The organism is Pseudomonas sp. SCA2728.1_7 (assembly GCF_018138145.1).
GTDB classification, from domain to species: domain Bacteria; phylum Pseudomonadota; class Gammaproteobacteria; order Pseudomonadales; family Pseudomonadaceae; genus Aquipseudomonas; species Aquipseudomonas koreensis_A.
On record NZ_CP073104.1, the window covers coordinates 3,259,786 to 3,276,981 of the forward strand.

General features: G+C 55.6%; 15 protein-coding genes and 1 pseudogene. 7 read left to right on the top strand and 9 right to left on the bottom strand.

Annotated elements, in window-relative coordinates; translation table 11 throughout:
* Window positions 1-62 precede the first annotated feature (62 nt).
* Window positions 63-650 (top strand): hypothetical protein, encoded by a 588-nt coding sequence (locus tag KBP52_RS14655; RefSeq protein ID WP_212623012.1) that lies wholly within the window; start codon window positions 63-65, stop codon window positions 648-650.
* 425 nt (window positions 651-1,075) lie between these two features.
* Window positions 1,076-1,195: pseudogene (locus KBP52_RS14660) on the top strand (IS5/IS1182 family transposase); the annotation flags it as partial.
* A gap of 170 nt (window positions 1,196-1,365) precedes the next feature.
* Here the strand turns inward: KBP52_RS14660 and KBP52_RS14665 are convergent.
* The 6 genes from KBP52_RS14665 to KBP52_RS14690 all read right to left on the bottom strand — a co-directional run bounded on the left by KBP52_RS14665 (window position 1,366) and on the right by KBP52_RS14690 (window position 7,990).
* Window positions 1,366-3,279: a caspase family protein gene (locus KBP52_RS14665; protein ID WP_212623013.1), complete on the bottom strand. Its 1,914-nt coding sequence runs from the start codon at window positions 3,277-3,279 to the stop codon at window positions 1,366-1,368.
* Window positions 3,280-3,303: 24 nt separating this feature from the next.
* Window positions 3,304-3,594, bottom strand: coding sequence for a hypothetical protein (locus KBP52_RS14670; RefSeq protein WP_212623014.1), 291 nt, complete (start codon window positions 3,592-3,594; stop codon window positions 3,304-3,306).
* Entirely contained in the window at window positions 3,591-4,397 is an 807-nt protein-coding gene (locus tag KBP52_RS14675; RefSeq protein WP_249122287.1) for a radical SAM protein, read from the bottom strand. The genes KBP52_RS14670 and KBP52_RS14675 overlap by 4 nt, the downstream gene beginning before the upstream one ends.
* A 62-nt stretch (window positions 4,398-4,459) precedes the next feature.
* The gene (locus KBP52_RS14680; protein WP_212623016.1) at window positions 4,460-5,140 is read right to left on the bottom strand and encodes a hypothetical protein; all 681 of its coding nucleotides are present in this window, start codon (window positions 5,138-5,140) and stop codon (window positions 4,460-4,462) included.
* A complete protein-coding gene (locus KBP52_RS14685) occupies window positions 5,133-5,504 on the bottom strand; it encodes a hypothetical protein (RefSeq protein WP_212623017.1) in 372 nt (123 codons plus the stop codon). The genes KBP52_RS14680 and KBP52_RS14685 overlap by 8 nt, the downstream gene beginning before the upstream one ends.
* A gap of 1,445 nt (window positions 5,505-6,949) precedes the next feature.
* Window positions 6,950-7,990 carry a DMT family transporter gene (locus tag KBP52_RS14690; protein ID WP_212623018.1) on the bottom strand — a complete coding sequence of 347 codons (1,041 nt, stop codon included), beginning with the start codon at window positions 7,988-7,990 and terminating at the stop codon, window positions 6,950-6,952.
* Between the two features lie 273 nt (window positions 7,991-8,263).
* On the opposite strand from KBP52_RS14690, the gene KBP52_RS14695 reads away from it, so the two are divergent.
* Complete coding sequence (locus KBP52_RS14695; protein ID WP_212623019.1) at window positions 8,264-9,670, top strand: DUF2252 domain-containing protein; 1,407 nt, start codon at window positions 8,264-8,266, stop codon at window positions 9,668-9,670.
* Between the two features lie 29 nt (window positions 9,671-9,699).
* Here the strand turns inward: KBP52_RS14695 and KBP52_RS14700 are convergent, their stop codons facing one another.
* Complete coding sequence (locus tag KBP52_RS14700; RefSeq protein WP_077570988.1) at window positions 9,700-10,386, bottom strand: hypothetical protein; 687 nt, start codon at window positions 10,384-10,386, stop codon at window positions 9,700-9,702.
* Window positions 10,387-10,711: 325 nt separating this feature from the next.
* Here KBP52_RS14700 and KBP52_RS14705 point away from each other — a divergent pair, with 325 nt between their 5' ends.
* From KBP52_RS14705 to KBP52_RS14715, 3 genes are all read left to right on the top strand, one after another.
* On the top strand, window positions 10,712-11,083 hold the full coding sequence (locus tag KBP52_RS14705) for a hypothetical protein (protein WP_212623020.1): 372 nt from the start codon (window positions 10,712-10,714) through the stop codon (window positions 11,081-11,083).
* A 260-nt stretch (window positions 11,084-11,343) separates the two neighbouring features.
* Entirely contained in the window at window positions 11,344-11,931 is a 588-nt protein-coding gene (gene rimJ, locus KBP52_RS14710; RefSeq protein ID WP_212623021.1) for a ribosomal protein S5-alanine N-acetyltransferase, read from the top strand.
* A 69-nt stretch (window positions 11,932-12,000) separates the two neighbouring features.
* Entirely contained in the window at window positions 12,001-13,440 is a 1,440-nt protein-coding gene (locus KBP52_RS14715) for a glycosyltransferase family 39 protein (protein WP_212623130.1), read from the top strand.
* Window positions 13,441-13,506: 66 nt separating this feature from the next.
* On the opposite strand, the gene KBP52_RS14720 is transcribed toward KBP52_RS14715, so the two are convergent.
* Window positions 13,507-14,328: a phosphatase PAP2 family protein gene (locus KBP52_RS14720; protein WP_212623022.1), complete on the bottom strand. Its 822-nt coding sequence runs from the start codon at window positions 14,326-14,328 to the stop codon at window positions 13,507-13,509.
* Window positions 14,325-14,996 carry a histidine phosphatase family protein gene (locus KBP52_RS14725; protein ID WP_212623023.1) on the bottom strand — a complete coding sequence of 224 codons (672 nt, stop codon included), beginning with the start codon at window positions 14,994-14,996 and terminating at the stop codon, window positions 14,325-14,327. The genes KBP52_RS14720 and KBP52_RS14725 overlap by 4 nt, the downstream gene beginning before the upstream one ends.
* 253 nt (window positions 14,997-15,249) lie before the next feature.
* Between KBP52_RS14725 and KBP52_RS14730 the strand changes: the two genes are divergently transcribed.
* Window positions 15,250-17,169 carry a methyl-accepting chemotaxis protein gene (locus KBP52_RS14730; RefSeq protein WP_212623024.1) on the top strand — a complete coding sequence of 640 codons (1,920 nt, stop codon included), beginning with the start codon at window positions 15,250-15,252 and terminating at the stop codon, window positions 17,167-17,169.
* Window positions 17,170-17,196: the final 27 nt, after the last annotated feature.

Here is a 17,196-nt window from a genome sequence, read left to right on the forward strand (position 1 = left end):
GGCCTTCATCGATTCGATCAGTAGGGAAGAAGCTCATCGATATGCCATTCACGGAGGAGAGCATGGATGGCTTCGCTATCGAGCGAATCAGGGATGACTTCATCGAGGGGCGTTACATCGAAAAGTACAGTTACCAGGAGGTGATATCGACCCCTTTTGGGAGTGAGGAGGTACTTGATCGAATAGGGTATCGGACGACGGAGTTCACGCTTTTCGATTCGCCTCCCCACATTGAGCTCAGAAATTACCCGCGCAGTCTCAAGGAACTGATCAGCCGCTTGCTTGAAGCCTGCAATTTCAACCTGATAGTGACGCCTCCTTCGGTAAACCTGATCGAATGGGTCTCGGCTCTGCAGGACGCGGTAGATCAGACAGTCACCGTCGACTCGCTCCAAGTCTCCGGTGTCGAAATAGATGAAGGGGTGACAGGGAAAATTTTGCTCAAAGGGGTAAAAGATGTGCGCGATGCCACCGATATTCTTCTGGCCGGCCGCAAACATGTGCTGGAAAAAGTCCAAGTAAAATTCTCGGACTTTAACAAAACCGTTGCCATTCAGCTGTCCAACAAAGGCACCGCGAAGCTACCTTCAGCGCTACCGAGCGATCTTCTACGTCATCTACGAACGTCCTTTCCTCGCAACATCAGTTGAGCAGTCGCCAGATATCGCTATAGAAGAGGGATACCGGCCCGCTAGAGCATAAATTGCAGTCCAGCAAACCTACGCAAGTAATCGAGGATTGTTTATGGCCGGTTCCTACCCGGCGTTCTGAGCGGGAATGATTAGTCAGAAATCTATGTTGGGTCAGTTTTTCAATCAGCGCCGACATTTACTCATGACCAAGGCTCTCTTTGCTGTAAGAACCAAAATGGTGACCGACTGTTTACCACCCCGAATTCGATTTCAGACGGTTTTATCGCCGGAAATCTACCGAAAGTGGGAGGTCTCGCTCACGATATCACCTTGCCTTGCATCAGATGGTCGACAGATGACGACATATCAGACGCAGAAAAACATGAGATGAAAAGGATGCACAGTAGATGACGACGGATGCCTTGATTCTGGGCAACAATGTGAAGGCTCGCTTCCGTGGTCAGGCTAAGAATACCGCGCAACTGGTGACGCTGTTCGCGCTGTCAAATCTGTGGATGACACGTAGACATTTACTTACGAATACGGGAGAGGTGCGCCCGTAATATGGGCAATAGCCGCCGCGAGGTGCTCGCGGCGATTAGAAACATAGAAATCAGCGAGTGATCTGATCGTTTTTGATCGATTTACCGCTTTCAAAATCAGTGGGTGCTGAAGTCGGCCAGGAATGCAAGGCCACTTCAGAGGGTCCCTAGAAAGCCAGAAAAGGAAGCTCTTAGAATACAACGCCCTCGTTCTTTAACGCTTGGCTTATGAACTCCTGTTCATTAGCCGGCAGCCCCTCTATACACTTTCTCAACGCTTGCGCTGCTGTGCTGGTAAGGGGTTGATAACGTAAAGTTATGGCCACCTGCAATAAAAGGTCAACTTGACCTGGATACTGGTCGCGATTGACGTCCAATATTTCCGTCCAGTTCAGCTCATTGACCTGTCTCTGCCACTGCTCAAAGTCATGACGGCATAGGTATTCTAAAAATGCCCGGCGCACCCAAGGATGAGGGTCAATGGCAGCCCAACACAAGTGATCCAAATCACCAACGCCTGGCCCCCCCCCTTCAAAAACAGCCATGCGATGAGGGACGCTGGGCACCAACTTGGGTATAGCAGCTAAAAATTCATGCCTATCAGACAACTTCATATGCCCGAGGAGATCGCGCCCGATATCAAGACTAATCGCCTGACGCCAAGCTCCATATAGTTTCGAGCGCAACCACTTCCGAGATCCGAACGCACTGGTCGTACCTCGAGGTTTACTAGAGTGCAGCTTCCACGCAGCCTTCAGAAGAGGAAGTTTCGTTATGCCGCTATAATTTTTGAGCACGTTCAGACCGACTTTTTCATCCTGAGCTTGGTCTAATTCGCTCATAAAGAGCAGATAGGCGACTGGATCACTTTGATGCGTGGCATTCTGCCTGGAATGTGTCACGACCTCTGAGGGAACGGTGAGCTTTAGGACTCGAGTTAATTCGTAGAGTCCCCAACCTGAATCGCGAAAGCCATCTGACAACGCTGAGTCCCAATCAACGCGATATTCAGGATCCACATCATTTAGATATAAGGCGGCGAGCCATTTTATATCCATGGGCATGTCAGAGTTAAGTAAATCGATACAATGCTCTATGGTTATCGACGCTTCAAAAACTCGCTTAGCGGCATTCAACCCAACAGCTACGTTCATCCACAAACCAGATCTAATTAGGTTCATCACATGCCGCCGGGACTGCTCCCGTAAGTATTTTACAGTACTCAGTGAACTGCCCATTGCACGACGCACTAGCCAACTGGGCTCCAAGTACCGGTCACGCTCGATGCGGGAAAAAATTTCAAGAGTGAGTTTTTCTGGCTCATCGCTCAATGCAAACCATAGCGTCTCTCGTTCTGACTGCCGTCCCGTTACGATACGCTGATATGTGGTTTCGATCAGTCTAACAAAGTCATCGTCTTGAACTTGAGCTTTTGCAATGTTCAAGTCTAAGACGCCATCTACTCTATGATGCTGCAACTCAGTGCTGCCGGTTGTTAGTCGATTTACATTTTGTACCAACCGATTAACCGTCACCGGCTCGTTTTGGTTAACTAAGGTACCAAGAGCTTGCCGTAGTGCATGGGCAAAAGGACTGCCATCCTCTGCATCCTCTGCCAATTCATAGGCCGCCGTGGGAGTCAACAGTTCCACATTAATCAGCCACCCGGCAGACGAGTTTTTGAATATAGCTGTTGCTGCAGTGGCGGAATAGCAGCAATCAAGTAGTAACAAAATTTTTGGACGATTGGCCAAACGATGAGTATCAAGCAGTCGATCGATTGAGCATCGCCCTTGAAATGCAGGGTCATCGATCAAGAGTAGTTCAAGTTGACCCAACTTTATCTCAGCATGCCCACTGAAATACAAAATAAGTAAATCATTGGGTAGGCAACTTCCCATCGCGGACTCAATGGTAGCGATAAACTGCGCGCCGGTCGGGTCAAGCACCACAATGCTGCGTTCTTCAAGAAAAGTAGACGCTGCGGCAAGACGAAGCGCTTCATAGAGCAAAAAAGGGTCTTTAATGGGACCAGATAAAGGCGCCCTGGATCGGTAATTTGAGACACCAAACCCGATAAAAATGATCCGCGTAGGAAAACTCACGAAACGCTCCTCGCCAAATAGCAATTACTCCTCATGCTCCTCAGTCGTGATCTCAGGCAGTGTCTGACCGCGAGCTTCAGCAGCCTGTTTCGCATTGCTGATCAACATTTTGATTAGATCGTATACGGCATTGGAGGTGACATTTAGCGCCAGCCCAATGATGATACTTGACACTAAATCACCTTTACTATTCGCAACGCTGTTGGACTCGCTTTTGACCTCGCCCCAACCGCGCTGAGCAATGCTTGCCGAAATTTCGTCCAACAATGCACTGCTCACAGGAGTGACCGCATCGGGCTTTACAACTATTTTCATTTTTCCTCCAATGGCGCACTTGCGCCAGACGATAAGATTACGGCCGTGATGTCTTCAATATCATTTAGTGCTACATCTATCCCAACACCATCGACCGCGCCAGTGGTGTGCTTTTGTAGAAGCCCCGAAGGATGTAAAACCCAGTAATCACTGTAGAGGCTAGACTTGCGCACAATCAGCGCGACCTCTGATTCTAAAAGCTGCCTGGCACGCTGAACCACGGCCTCGAATTGGCGCTCACTGAGGTGGTAGTCTTTGTAGGTTTCTTTCTGATTGGCTGGGTGAGGTTGAATCAAGCACCACTCTCGGACACCAGACTGATCAACCCATTTTGCTAACTGCTCAAAAGTCGACTCAAACTCGAAGGAACTGGTTGCCACTGTGTTTATACGCAGTTTTTGCCGACGTGTTGTCTCATCAAGTTGCCGCACAATATCATTGACATTTTTCCAGGCGTTGATATTCCCCCTTAACCGGTCATGAGCTCCACCATATGCATCCAGACTCATGATTAACCTTGTGAGATGCGGGGCTAACGAGGGAAGGAACTCAAGGTTGTCTCTTCGCCCCACACCGCTGGTAGTGAGGGTACAACATATCCCTTGTGCCCGGATTTTTTCGATGAGCATCGGCAAATGTTGATAAACCAAAGGCTCACCACCGCCGATATCAATTTTTTGAACTCCCAGTTGTTCAAAAATAGTCAAGATACGATCTATCGCCTCAGGGAGCACGGTTTGCTCTGTTTTTGGCGAAAAGCAGTACGGGCAGCTTAGCGGACACACATCTGTTATGTGCCACATAACATGAGGTAGGACGCAATCCGAGTCGCCAGGGTAAAAAACGTTACGCTCTGAATCGTAGATCAAAGCAATGATCTCTTGATTAGTATCTCGCGCACCGAATTTAGAATGACTGTTTTTTCAAGCAATTGACCCTGCTCGCCCTCGCATTGCACCAGTGCCGCGTCTGCTCTATCCCTACACAACTCATGGTAGAGCCTCCAAGAACGCACTTGAAGGTCTGGATCGCCTTCGTATACATCAAGCTCGCTGGCGGTGTATTCGCGCACACCTTTCTTCTGCATGTTCGAGGCCGACGATTTGGGGGAAACGTCAAACACAAGAAACAAATCAGGTCGCGGGATGCCCAGCTCCTCAAATTCTAGTTGCTCGATCCAGTTGAGCATGTGCTCTGGATCCGCAGCCCGCAGCGACTGGTAAACCATACTAGAGAGTGTGGAACGATTGAGTAACACATAGTCAGAAGCCAACCACTGCTCGGAGGTCCGATCATAGTCGCTGCGTCGATCAAGTGCGTACCAAAGCGCCATAGACTTGGGATCTAAGGTGCTGGCAGAGCGTCCTAGGTCCTGCCCGGATAGAAGCTTGCCAATCTCTCGGCCGAAAAATTGATCATACCGAGGATAATCAGCGATCCAAACGCGCTTGCCGTGCGCCCTCAAGTGCTCTGCTAAGAGCTTGCACTGCGTCTCTTTGCCACTACCGTCGATGCCTTCAAATGCAATGATGCTTGGCTTAGGCATGACCTTCCTCTGCCTCTAGGCGATAGGCAGTGCAGATCAGCGAGGACAAGATCGAAGGATCGACAGAAAACTCATTGGCCGTCCGCTGATATTCAAGAGCACGCGCTTCACGCGAGGCAGTATCCAGCTCAGCGGTACCGAACACACTCCAAGCAGCCAGCTGAATTAACGTAGGAGTGGGCTGCTCTGCTGGCTGAAAGCCGTGCTTGCGCAGAGCCGCGTTATACCAGTCCAGCAATAGCTGCTCCTGAGAGCGAGTCAACGTTAATGATTCTTTTTCACTAACGTTCTGCCCCCCCAGCTGTGACCATTGGGACAGTAGCTTTTTCCTAAGACTCATAGAGGAGTCGGGGGCTGAATTCATGTGCTGAACCTCTTTCGGCTGTCTTTGTACTGGTTTGTCACGGATAGCTTATTCACACACGACTAATGTGTAAGGCTCGCTGTCCACGACACAGCGTAGCCTTCCAGTTTAGATATCTGAGAGAAAGCGATCCACCGCTTTTTCACCTTCACCATCTGACTCATAGCACCCACTACGCACCTGACCGTCGGCAGAAATCACCCGATGGCCGCTTTGTGGTTATTCGAGCACAGTGCGAGAGTGTTTTTCTGTGAATCGTCCCGTCGTCGCTCCTCCCACGACATGCTTGGCAGCTGTCTGGCTTGCTGAGGGGCCGCGCCCGCTTGCTGTCGCTTTCGAATCGTATCCGAGCAGCGAGATTCAGTGTCGCCTTAAGGCTGCTATGTAGCCCTAGGAACGAACGTAACCTTGATTGATCTTGCCCAGCGAGTGGACACGGCTTTAAGCACTCAACCGAGCCTCACAGGCTTGCGGGCTGATGTGCCACAGCGTGCTATGACGCCGCTGACAGCAACTAAAGTTGCGATAAGCCTGCCCCGTGACAGCGGATGACGCCAAGGAGCTAGCTACTAAGAATGGGAGAACAACCTGGAGATCTCTGCAACAGCCACTTTTGGCCGATTACCGCCTTCCACAGCATTATCACTGGTTGTCAGCAATCTACAAACCAGTTGTAAAAATGGTAACCCGAGCTAACCGACACAGCACATGTGCCCAGCGTCAATAGAGGCCACTGTCCTTCGACACCAAGCCACCACTGCACCTTGAACAAAAGAGCTCCCACCAACACGCAGGCCAGAACACCAAGAGCCAGGCCAACCAAAGCGAACAGCCGAGCCCCTAACCCTGGGTTTCCGCCGTGCCAGTTCTCACTCAGGCAAAAGGGGCAATGATTGGACGAAGGCGAATACCCCCAGAAACCACGGCTATATGACGCCCTCGGAACCATCGCTTTGCCACAGTTGTGGCAGGTAACCATCGAGTGTCTCATACAGCACCTCAGCTCAAATCGTCCTAGATGAGCCCATGGTGCGCTACCGCGGAAAAAACCCAACCGCGTGACCTGACATCTACCCAGCACCCGGTCTGAGCTGGACATCAAACCCTCCTGGCCAGGCAACCAAGGTTATGCTGTACACGAACGATTCTATTGAATGCTCCCCTGTGGTTGATTGGCCTCGCCCAGTCGCAAAACGAGAATTCAGGACGCCAGTTCAACTCCTCAAATAGCCGCTCATCGGAAATATGTGCACGGGGGCACTTATGGGGGCACCTAATAATAAACTTGTAACTAAATTAATAAAAAACAATAGGTTATACATAGATTTTAAATCCCCCCGGCTCCACCAACTCTCAACGACAAAGCCCGCCAAATGCGGGCTTTGTCGCATCTGGCCGTCCCATCCAGCCCCTACCGCCAAAAACCAATCCCTACCCCACACACCTCAATGCTCATGCCGATGATGCACATCCGGAAAATGCGCATGGCTATGCCGAATCGGCGTATGCACATGCGGATGGCTGTGCGGCTCCGTTCCATCCCATTCAAACCCGTGTGTATGCTGGTGATGCTCGTCGTGTGCGTGGCGATGTTCATGCTCGAGCCGTTCGTGCTGATGCTCATGAATATGGTTCTCCATCAGATGAATCCATACCCCCACGGCCATTAACGCGGCAGCGAGCAGGAACATCAGCGATACCGACTCGCCCAGCAGCAGAATCGAGATACCTGCGCCCAGAAACGGTGCTGTGGAAAAATACGCGCCGGTGCGCGCACTGCCCAGTCCGCGCAGGGCGAGGACGAACATCACCAGGCTGACGCCGTAACCGAGAAACCCGACCAGCAGAATGGGCACCAGCGAGGCGGCGGCGGGCAGTTGTGTGCCAATGAACAAGGCGAGGCTGCAGTTGACCACCCCCGCCACAAGACCTTTGCTGCCCGCGATAAACAGTGCATCCGAGGCGGAGACCTTACGCGTCAGGTTGTTGTCGATGGCCCAGCAAAAGCAGGCGAAGGCGACGGCCAGCGGGCCTGTCCAGTCTTGCGACGATACGGCCTGTTGCGGCCAGGACAACACGACACCGCCGGCCACGATGGCGAGCATGCCGATCACGATTCGCCGATCGGCATTCTCCTTGAACACGACCCACGCCAGCAGCGCTGTGAGCACTGATTCCAGATTGAGCATCAGTGACGCGCTCGCGCCGGACGTTCTGGTCAAACCGAACATCAATGCCACTGGCGCCAGCACGCCGCCGAAGCCGATTGCTCCGACCAGCCACGGCCATTCGCCGGCTCCGAGTCCGGAACGCTGCCAGCCTCGATCGCGGGCAACACGCAGGACGGTCAAACCCAGCCCGCTGCCCAGATAGAGCAATCCGGCCAATAAAATCGGTGAAATCTGTACGCCCAGCAGCTTGGCGAGTGGCGTACTGGCGCCAAACAACGCTGCCGCAACCAACGCGTAGAGCACGCTCACATTCATGACGGGATCACTCGCTCGGGCCGATGAAATATTGGCAACGATCATGGCAAAACTCAGGTGAGAATTATGTGAACCGTTCCCTGAAGGATCCCCTCTCCTTCAAGCTCACACGCCCCTCCAGCAACATTTGATCCGCGCTATCCAGGGCGCAGGGGCGACACAGCCTCTATGTTGCGAACATCGAGATGGGGATTGTCACCGGACTCACGCCAGCGGATAAACCCCAAAAGCGCTTCTACACTCACAGCGCCCCTTACGCCACACCGAGCCCCCATGACCTCTCTCAAAGACCGCATGCAACAAGGCAAAGACGCGCGCAAGAAGTGCCCGCGCAGCGCTCAGGCATCCACCGGCAAGATGAACCGTGACCCGATTCCGTTGATCAAGGCCTCCAGCCAGGGCCGCGTCGAGGCGCTGGTCGAACTGCGTTACGGGCGCATGCTGGTATCGCCGTTCACGTTCTTTCGCGGCAATGCCTTGTTGCAGGCGCACGATTTGTCGGGCACGGCGAACATGGGCCTGAACTTGCCCATCTGTGGTGACTGCCATCTGATGAATTTCGGCGGTTTCGCCACGCCTGAGCGTAATTTGCTGTTCAGCGTCAACGATTTCGACGAAGCGCATCCCGGACCGTGGGAGTGGGATCTCAAGCGTCTCGCGGCGAGTTTCGTGGTGGCCGCCCGCGATTTGCGCCACGGCGAGTCGGTCGAGGAACAGGTGTGCCGTGAAATGGTCGGCGCCTATCAAACGACGCTGCTGGAATGCGCCGAACAGAGTTCGCTGGAAAACTGGTACGAGTCCATCAGCTACAACGATCTGCTTGCGCAGGCGCGCAAAAGTACCCTCGAACATGTGGAGCGCGCCATCGAAAAGGCTGAGCGGCGCACCCACGCCGAGCTGCTGCCCAAAATCAGTGAGCGCGATGCCAGTGGTCGTCTGATTATTCGCGATGACCTGCCGGAAATTTTCCACCTGCACAAAAACACCACGCTGCTGGACGCCGACGATGACTGGCTGCGGTTGTCGGACTGGCGCCCGCTCTACGACGCGTTCATGCGTGATTATCGAAACACTCTGCAACCCGACCGTCGCGAGTTGCTCTCACGGTTTCACGCCCAGGACCTGGCCTTCAAAGTGGTCGGCGTCGGCAGTGTAGGTACGCGCTGCCTGGTGGCGCTGTTGACCGACGATCAGGAATTTCCGTTGTTTCTGCAGTTCAAGGAAGCGCGACGTTCGGTGCTCGCCGATTACGTCAAAGTCAAATCGCGCACGCGCCACGAAGGCCAACGCGTGGTCGAGGGGCAGCGGTTGATGCAGGCCGCCAGCGATCTGTTTCTCGGCTGGACCACCGGCCCCAGCGGTCGGCACTTCTATGTGCGGCAACTGCGCGACATGAAAATTTCCGCTGAGCTTGAGACCTTCGACGCCGAAACCTTCGCCGCCTATGGACGAGTGTGCGGCCGAGCCCTCGCCCGGGCACATGCCAAGGCATCCGGCCTCGCGGCGCAAATCAGCGGTTACATTGGCAAAGGCGATGCGCTGGCCGATGCGCTGCTGAAGTACGCGCAAAGTTACACCGCGCAGAACGAACGCGACTTCGAGCGTTTCCAGGTGGCTTGTCGCAAGGGCCGTTTGCGCGCCCGGTCAGAAGCTGATTTTGCCGCTGACCATATGCCTTGAGCCGGGCGCACCGGCATCGAGCTTCCGACCTACTGCGGCCGTTTAACCATCCACGTTTTTAGGACTGGGTCTATTGCTTGCCCGGATTCTATTTCAGCCGGAGTTTGACTGAAGGTCATGCCGTTCCCGCAGAACGCCGTGAACACTTCGCGATTGAAGTTGTAGAGGTCAACACTCGTTACCGTCTCACAAGCGTCGCTTGCTACCACTTTTCTAGCGAGCTTGATTCTCGACGACTGATAAGTGTCATAGCGTTCCTTGTAATAGGCTTTGGATCGCGCCGCCGAGGCGCCTGGATTAAGGACATCGTCGGCGATCCTGCCGTCGAGGGGACCTGCTGTGAAGCTTGAATAGGGCCGGATATCGTCGACATCAACGGTATAAACGCGCGCATCGCCCCTTTGCATGTTGAGCATGACCACTTTCAAGGGGACTTCTTCTGGATAAACCTTGTAGACAACAACCAGAGGCGCCAATAGAAGACTGGATGTGTAGTGACCTGTATAGATGAACTTTTCATCTTTTTTCAGGCGGAACCGCTGAACTATCGAGTCGATTCGATCAAGCCGCTTTTGCGCCTCCACATCGCTCTGCGCAACAGCGACGGGCTTCAGATTTTTCAAATCCTCAGGAATGGGCATGACCTGGATCTGGACATCTGCCTGCGCGCCAAAAGCTAACGCAGCCAGGAACAGGGGGATAACGTGATTCAGCATACCTTCTACTCCTTGTAGAAAAAGCTTCCCGATTTATCGACGTGTGTTTGCTTTAAAGGGAGGCACTGCACCGTGTGTCAGAGAAGCCCGCCATGATTTCCGTTGAACATAATGACCGCCCGAGAGCACGGCGACACCCGTTTTTTTTATTCGCGGTTCGCCCTCCTTCCCACACCGAACGTCCTAGGAAAATTCCTGCAACACGCGTCGACTTTGGTGAACTGGTGGACGGTTCCTCAGGACGTTACCCTCCACGACCACTGCCATCCAACGGACGGTTTGGCAGCCGCAACTGCAGTGAATGTTCACTCCACGGAGCTACGTCATGAAAAAGACCCCACAACTTTCGCTGGTTGGCTCGGCACCTTCCGACGCACACGCTTCCAGCACCCAACCTCAGTCGAACACCACCGCACGCGCCGCGGCGACCCGTCGGCGGCGGAATGTTCCTCTCAATCAGCTCATCAGGGTGCGCGACGATGTCGACACACTGACCCTGCTTACCCACGCCAGCGAGATCCTCGACTCCCTCGTCGCCATCAGCGCAAACCTTGCCGATGAGTTCGACGGCTCCAAACGCCATGTGGCGGTGGCAATGAAGCAACTGAGCGCACTGGCCGAGATCCTGGTCTGCCGGGCGCGGGACAATCTTGACCCGCAGGGACCGCAAACCTGCGGGCCTGAAACCCGCCATTGACGGGTGAAACCTGTACGAGTCGCCCCATCGCTCGGGTGAGCATCGGCCAACGCCGAGCCGCCCATCGAGATGAATTTTTCTTCACTGCAGCTGCGCGGCCAAGCCTTGTACAGTCCGCTCGCTCATTCAAGAAACTACGGTTCGCCCGCGCTCCTGCGGGCTTTTTTTTGTCTGAAACAAAGTCCCTTATTCGCCACGACTTGCCGTGACCCCGGTGATTGCGCGACTCTGCCTGCAGATCCCACACGCCGGAGCGCCCGATGCCGCTGTTGACCCTGCCCTGCCAACGCCTGACGCTCGCAATACTCGCTCCAGAGCAGGCCGAGCTCGAAAGCGAGTTCTACCGACGTAACCAGCGCCACCTCGCGCCATGGTCACCCATCCGCACCACCGAATATTTTTCCACCGAGCAGATTCGCCGGCGCCTTGAAATACAGGCCAGCGCATTCGAGGCCGGGCTGGCCATGCACTTCGCGCTGTTGACCCCGGACGGCCAGCAGATGATCGGCGCCTGCAACTTCAGCGGCATCATTCGCGGAGCGTTTCAGGCGTGTTATCTGGGCTATCACATCGATGAGGCCCAACAGGGACAGGGCTTGATGCACGAAGCGCTGAAGGCTGGCATCGACTACATGTTCGATACCCAGAACCTGCACCGGATCATGGCCAATTACATTCCCGGCAACGAGCGCAGTGCGCGCTTGCTTGAGCGCCTGGGCTTCGAGCGCGAGGGTTACGCCAAGGCGTATCTGAACATTGCCGGGCGCTGGCAGGATCACGTGCTGACGGCGCGGGTCAATTCGAGGTTCGAAACACCGGAAAAGCGCTGGTCGAAACCTTTGGCGTGAGTTTCACAATTCGTTAAGGATTGCCGTCGTATGCTCAGGCCTCCCGCCCCTTCCGGTTGCCTGAAACCTATGTCGCGTGCCGTCACTTCGCTGTTTCTGCTTGCCGCCCTGCTATTTTTCTTCGCGCTGGGCAACCACCAATTGCAAGGCTCCACCGAGGCCCGCGTCGCCGGCATCGCCATGGAGATGCATCTGGACGACGACTGGGTGACGCCACGCCTGTTCGGTGAACCGTTTCTGGAAAAACCACCACTGAGCCTGTGGCTGGATGCCGGCGCGATGCGCGTGTTCGGCGTTTCACCGTGGGCTGTGCGACTGGCGTCGGCGGTGGCCGGTTTGCTCAGTGTGATGCTGCTGTACGGCATGTTGCGCCGCTTTGAACGGCCGAAAATGATTGCCTGGACGGCGGGCATTCTGCTCGCGACCATGGCCAGTTACTGGAGCAATGTGCGCGGCGTCGGTGAAGATGCATTGCTCGCCCTCGGCGTGACCACGGCATTGCTGGCCTTTTTCCAGGCGCAACGGACGTCGACCGCGGGCAACTCGCTGTTGTTTGTCGTCGGGATCGCCATCGCCACCTTGAGCAAGGGTGTGCTCGGGCTGGCGATGCCGGGGGTGGTGATTTTTGCCTATCTGCTGACTGACAACCTGATGGACAGGCGCCTGAAAATCACGGATTGGCTGCGACCGGGCTTACTGACCCTGATCGGTTTGATTCCGCTGTTGATCTGGCTCGTCATCCTCTTTCAGCACGGCGGCGCACAAGCCGTCAGAGAAGTGCTATTGACCAACAGCGTCGGACGCTTCAGCGGATCGTTCGTCGAAGCCGGACACTATGAACCGTTCTATTACTACCTCGCCAAACTACCGGAAGCCTTCCTGCCGTGGAACATTCTGGTGTACCTGGGGCTCTGGCATTTCCGCAAACAATTGAAGGCCAACCGCTACTTGCTGTTTTTCAGCCTGTGGATCGTTGCGCAGTTCGTGATGCTGACGTTGGCGTCGAGCAAGCGCACGGTGTACCTGATGTCGATGACGCCAGCCGCTGCGGTGATCGCGGCAGAATATGCAGGCGTGTTGTTTGAACGATTGAAGCAGTACGAATCCGGCAATGGATTCGTAAGCCGAATCGCCCGTCATCGTCAGACACTGGCAATGGGTGTGCTCACGCTGGTGATCGGCAGTTATCTCGCGGCCGCGCAATGGGCACTGCCCCACGCCGACAAAAAGCTTTCGTTCCTGCCATTGAGTGCAGAGATTCAGACGCTGCAAACTGCCGGGCATCAAGTCGCACTTTTTCAGGCCAATGAGCGGGTCGGCGGCGCCACGGTCTTCTATACCCAGCAAGTACTCAAAGGGCTGGATACCGAGGCGCAGTTGCGAGACTTCCTCACAGCATCACCCTCGCATGTCGTGGTGATGGCCGGCGACAGCGAACCCGCGCCCCCCCTGAAAGTGCTCAAAACCATGATGGTCGGACGTCAGGCGTATTACTTCGTCGGCTATTGAGGCCTGCGCAGCCGCATAAAAAAACCCGCCGATGATTGGCGGGTTTTTCATTTCATCCGAACGGGTTCAGAGAGAAACCTCGGGTTGAGCACTGAACGCTTTCTGCTCACGCTTGCTCAGCACCGGCACATCCAGCCGCGCCCGTCCGTAGAAGGCCAGCGCTGTCAGCAAACACGCCACCCAGACGAAGATTCCGGCCCAGAAGGTGTGGGACATGTAATGCCAGCCTTGCAGGACGCGAGTAGTGCCATAAACGAATCCCAGCAACAGCGAGCCCCACAAGATGGCACTGGAAAAACGCCATTGATAGCGCCGCGCCACGAAATACAGCGCCAGCATGGTGAAGCCGCCCGACGCATGACCACCCGGCCAGCACCGGCCACTACCCGCTTCATGGAACAGTTGAAAGTTGCTGTACCACTCGACGTGAGCCATTTTTCCGCCGTACAGCGTGGTTTCGATCGGGCAGTAAACGCTGGTGTGGGATTTGAGGAAGTGAATCACCCCAGTGCAAACGGCAAATGCGACCACCACAAACAGAAAATCCCTACGGTGTTCAGCGGCAAATCGCAGTACTGGCGCGACTTTGCTGCGCTCCAGCATCGCACCAAGGCGCGGACGTTTGTGCGGATTGACCAATGGCCAGACCACCGATAGCAGCGCGCCGATCAGGGCGATTTCCGCCGTCCAGTTGGGAATGATCCGCGCCCATTTGTGCGTGAGCTTCTCAAAGAAGTGGATTTTGTCGAGCGGGAAGGACTGCGTCAGCGGATCGAACAGCAGGTTGCTGAAGGCGATGTCGATCTTGGTCATGTCGAACATCAGGAACACCAGCGCCGCGCAGGCTAGCGGAATGCCGAAGTTATAAAGGTAGAAACGGGATTTCATCGGGTGGTCACCGTGCGCCAGTCGGAGGCTTCAATAAAGCCGAGCATCTTGGGAGCCGCCGGGCTGGCAGCGGAAACAAACAATGACGAGCCATAACCCATGTCCGAGGTCGGCACTTTGAGGTCTTTCTCGATTTGCGCCATGCATTCGCTGTGGGTCACCAGGACCAGATTGCGACCGGGAACCTTATGGGCCAACGCGTCCTGCAACATGCGGCCCCGGCAGTTGATCAACCAGTCGTCACCGCTGGCGGCATGGTTGAACATGTAACCGGCGGTCTGCACCGTGCGCATCGACGGGCTGTTGTAGATGTCGGCGTTGTTCAGGCCCAGTTGTTCGAACCGTGCACCGACCGCCACCGCGACACTGCGCGAGCGATCGGTGATGCCGTCATTGCCACTCAGGCACGCCGCTTTGGAGTGATCGCAGCGTTCGACATGACGCACCAGCACGATCATCTCGCCCTTGGCCCAACCGGCTGCCAGCGCCTGCGCACCGGAGACATTGCCATGGGCGAGATCCGGCACTGCCGCCGGCGCCAGCAACCACAGGGTCAGCGGGATCACCAATACCGATGCCGCCAACACCACCCAAGTGTTGCGAAAACGCGCCAAAAAGCTCAGATCGATCGAGCGTTTGACGCCGAACAGACTCAGTCTCAATTCCACAAAAACCGCCTCGCCACTGTGCATCTCGGGTTCATTCGATGCGGCGAAGGTACAGAGGCGCGCGTGGGCAGCCAGTGAAACCCATGTGAAAAAAGTCTTGGGATCCGATGTTACAAATTCCGTAGGACAAAATCCTTTCAGCTCTGGGAAATGCGGCCGATACAAACCTGCTAACACCCTTGCTGGCTCAAAAAAACAACAATCTTCCAGCCTAACCGACGACAAGAAACCCAACGTTTCTGGAGGATTTTTGATGAATAGCTGGTTCGGCAACATCAGCGTGAACATGAAACTGGGCCTGGGCTTCGGCCTCGTGCTGGCCCTGACCTGCGTGCTGGCCCTGACAGGCTGGACCAGCCTCGGTGGCCTGATCGACCGCAGCAACTGGATGAGCGACATCACCCAGCTCAACGCCGGTCTGACCAAACTGCGCGTAGTGCGTCTGCAATACATGCTGACCAATGGCGATGAAACCGCCGCACAGAATGTGCAGACCACCCTCGAAAGCTTCGCCGCGCAGCAACAGAAGCTGATCAATAGCTTCAAGAGCCCGGAAAACGTCAAACTGCTCAAGGAGCAGGCAGCGACCATCGCTGAATACCAGACGTCGCTGAACAAAATGCGCAACGCCTACCGCACCGGCAACAGCGCCCGCGACAGCATGAGCGTGAGTGCCGAGACCGCGTACAACCAGATCGAATCGATCAGCAAACGCGTGCAGCAGATGGACATGAGCGAACAGCGTTTCGAACAGTTCCAGGCGATCACCGCCGCCAAGGAAGCGTTCATCCTCGCGCGCTACGAAGTTCGCGGTTACACCGCCACCACCAACGCCGACACCGAGCAGAAAGCCGTCGGCCAGGTGGATGTCGCGATCGCCAGCCTCAAGCAACTGAACGTGCATTTCGCTGATTCTCAGCAAGATGCCCTGCGTCAGTTGGAAACCGCATTGATCAATTATCGCAGCGCATTGATGGCGTATAAAAATGCCAACACCGACGCGGTGCAGGCCCGTAAGGAAATGACCGATCAGGGCGCCGCCATCGTTACCACGAGCGAGCAGCTTTATCAGATCCAACTCGACCGTCGCGACATCGAAAGTGCCCAGGCGCGCACCTTCCAGTTGATCAGCACCCTGCTGGCGCTGCTGGTTGGCGTGATTGCTGCGGTGATCATCACCCGTCAGATCACCCGTCCGCTGCAAGAAACCCTGGCCGTGGTCGAGCGCATCGCCAGCGGCGACCTGACCCAGAACGTCACCGTCACCCGCCGTGACGAACTTGGCGTACTGCAACAAGGCATCGCCCGCATGGGTGTGACCCTGCGTGACTTGATCAGCGGCATCCGCGACGGCGTCACCCAGATTGCCAGCGCCGCCGAAGAACTCTCGGCCGTGACCGAGCAGACCAGCGCCGGTGTGAACAGTCAGAAAGTCGAGACCGATCAGGTCGCCACCGCGATGCATGAGATGACCGCCACCGTGCAGGAAGTTGCGCGCAACGCCGAAGAAGCCTCGCAAGCTGCTGCCGCCGCTGACGGTGAAGCCCGTGAAGGCGACAAAGTGGTCAACGAAGCCATCGCGCAGATCGAACGTCTGGCCAGCGAAGTGGTGCGTTCCACCGAAGCGATGAGCGTGTTGCAACAGGAAAGCGACAAGATCGGCAGCGTCATGGACGTGATCAAGGCTGTCGCCGAACAGACCAACCTGCTGGCGCTCAACGCCGCGATCGAAGCAGCCCGTGCCGGTGAAGCCGGTCGTGGGTTTGCCGTGGTCGCCGACGAGGTTCGTGGTCTGGCTCAGCGTACGCAGAAATCCACCGAAGAAATCGAAGGCCTGGTCGCCGGTCTGCAGAACGGCACCCAGCAGGTTTCGGCGGTAATGAGCAACAGCCGCGCCCTGACCGACAGCAGCGTGGCGCTGACGCGCAAGGCTGGCGCATCACTGGAAAACATCACCCGCACGGTGTCGAACATCCAGTCGATGAACCAGCAGATCGCCGCCGCTGCAGAACAGCAGAGCGCCGTGGCCGAAGAGATCAGCCGCAGCATCATCAACGTACGCGACGTGTCGGAACAGACCGCAGCGGCGAGTGATGAGACGGCAGCGTCGAGTGTTGAACTGGCGCGTTTGGGTGGTCAGTTGCAGCAGATGGTCAGCCACTTCCGCGTTTGATCCTGATTCAGCGCTGAAGCTACAACC

Excerpts from the sequence above, each read along its gene's own strand:
- rimJ (WP_212623021.1), top strand. The coding sequence starts at position 11,344 with ATGCCGCTGTTGACCCTGCCCTGCCAACGCCTGACGCTCGCAATACTC.
- KBP52_RS14705 (WP_212623020.1), top strand. The coding sequence starts at position 10,712 with ATGAAAAAGACCCCACAACTTTCGCTGGTTGGCTCGGCACCTTCCGAC.
- KBP52_RS14670 (WP_212623014.1), bottom strand. The coding sequence starts at position 3,594 with ATGAAAATAGTTGTAAAGCCCGATGCGGTCACTCCTGTGAGCAGTGCA.
- KBP52_RS14715 (WP_212623130.1), top strand. The coding sequence starts at position 12,001 with ATGTCGCGTGCCGTCACTTCGCTGTTTCTGCTTGCCGCCCTGCTATTT.
- KBP52_RS14675 (WP_249122287.1), bottom strand. The coding sequence starts at position 4,397 with ATGTGGCACATAACAGATGTGTGTCCGCTAAGCTGCCCGTACTGCTTT.
- KBP52_RS14680 (WP_212623016.1), bottom strand. The coding sequence starts at position 5,140 with ATGCCTAAGCCAAGCATCATTGCATTTGAAGGCATCGACGGTAGTGGC.
- KBP52_RS14685 (WP_212623017.1), bottom strand. The coding sequence starts at position 5,504 with ATGAATTCAGCCCCCGACTCCTCTATGAGTCTTAGGAAAAAGCTACTG.
- KBP52_RS14695 (WP_212623019.1), top strand. The coding sequence starts at position 8,264 with ATGACCTCTCTCAAAGACCGCATGCAACAAGGCAAAGACGCGCGCAAG.
- KBP52_RS14700 (WP_077570988.1), bottom strand. The coding sequence starts at position 10,386 with ATGCTGAATCACGTTATCCCCCTGTTCCTGGCTGCGTTAGCTTTTGGC.
- KBP52_RS14655 (WP_212623012.1), top strand. The coding sequence starts at position 63 with ATGGATGGCTTCGCTATCGAGCGAATCAGGGATGACTTCATCGAGGGG.
- KBP52_RS14730 (WP_212623024.1), top strand. The coding sequence starts at position 15,250 with ATGAATAGCTGGTTCGGCAACATCAGCGTGAACATGAAACTGGGCCTG.
- KBP52_RS14690 (WP_212623018.1), bottom strand. The coding sequence starts at position 7,990 with ATGAATGTGAGCGTGCTCTACGCGTTGGTTGCGGCAGCGTTGTTTGGC.
- KBP52_RS14720 (WP_212623022.1), bottom strand. The coding sequence starts at position 14,328 with ATGAAATCCCGTTTCTACCTTTATAACTTCGGCATTCCGCTAGCCTGC.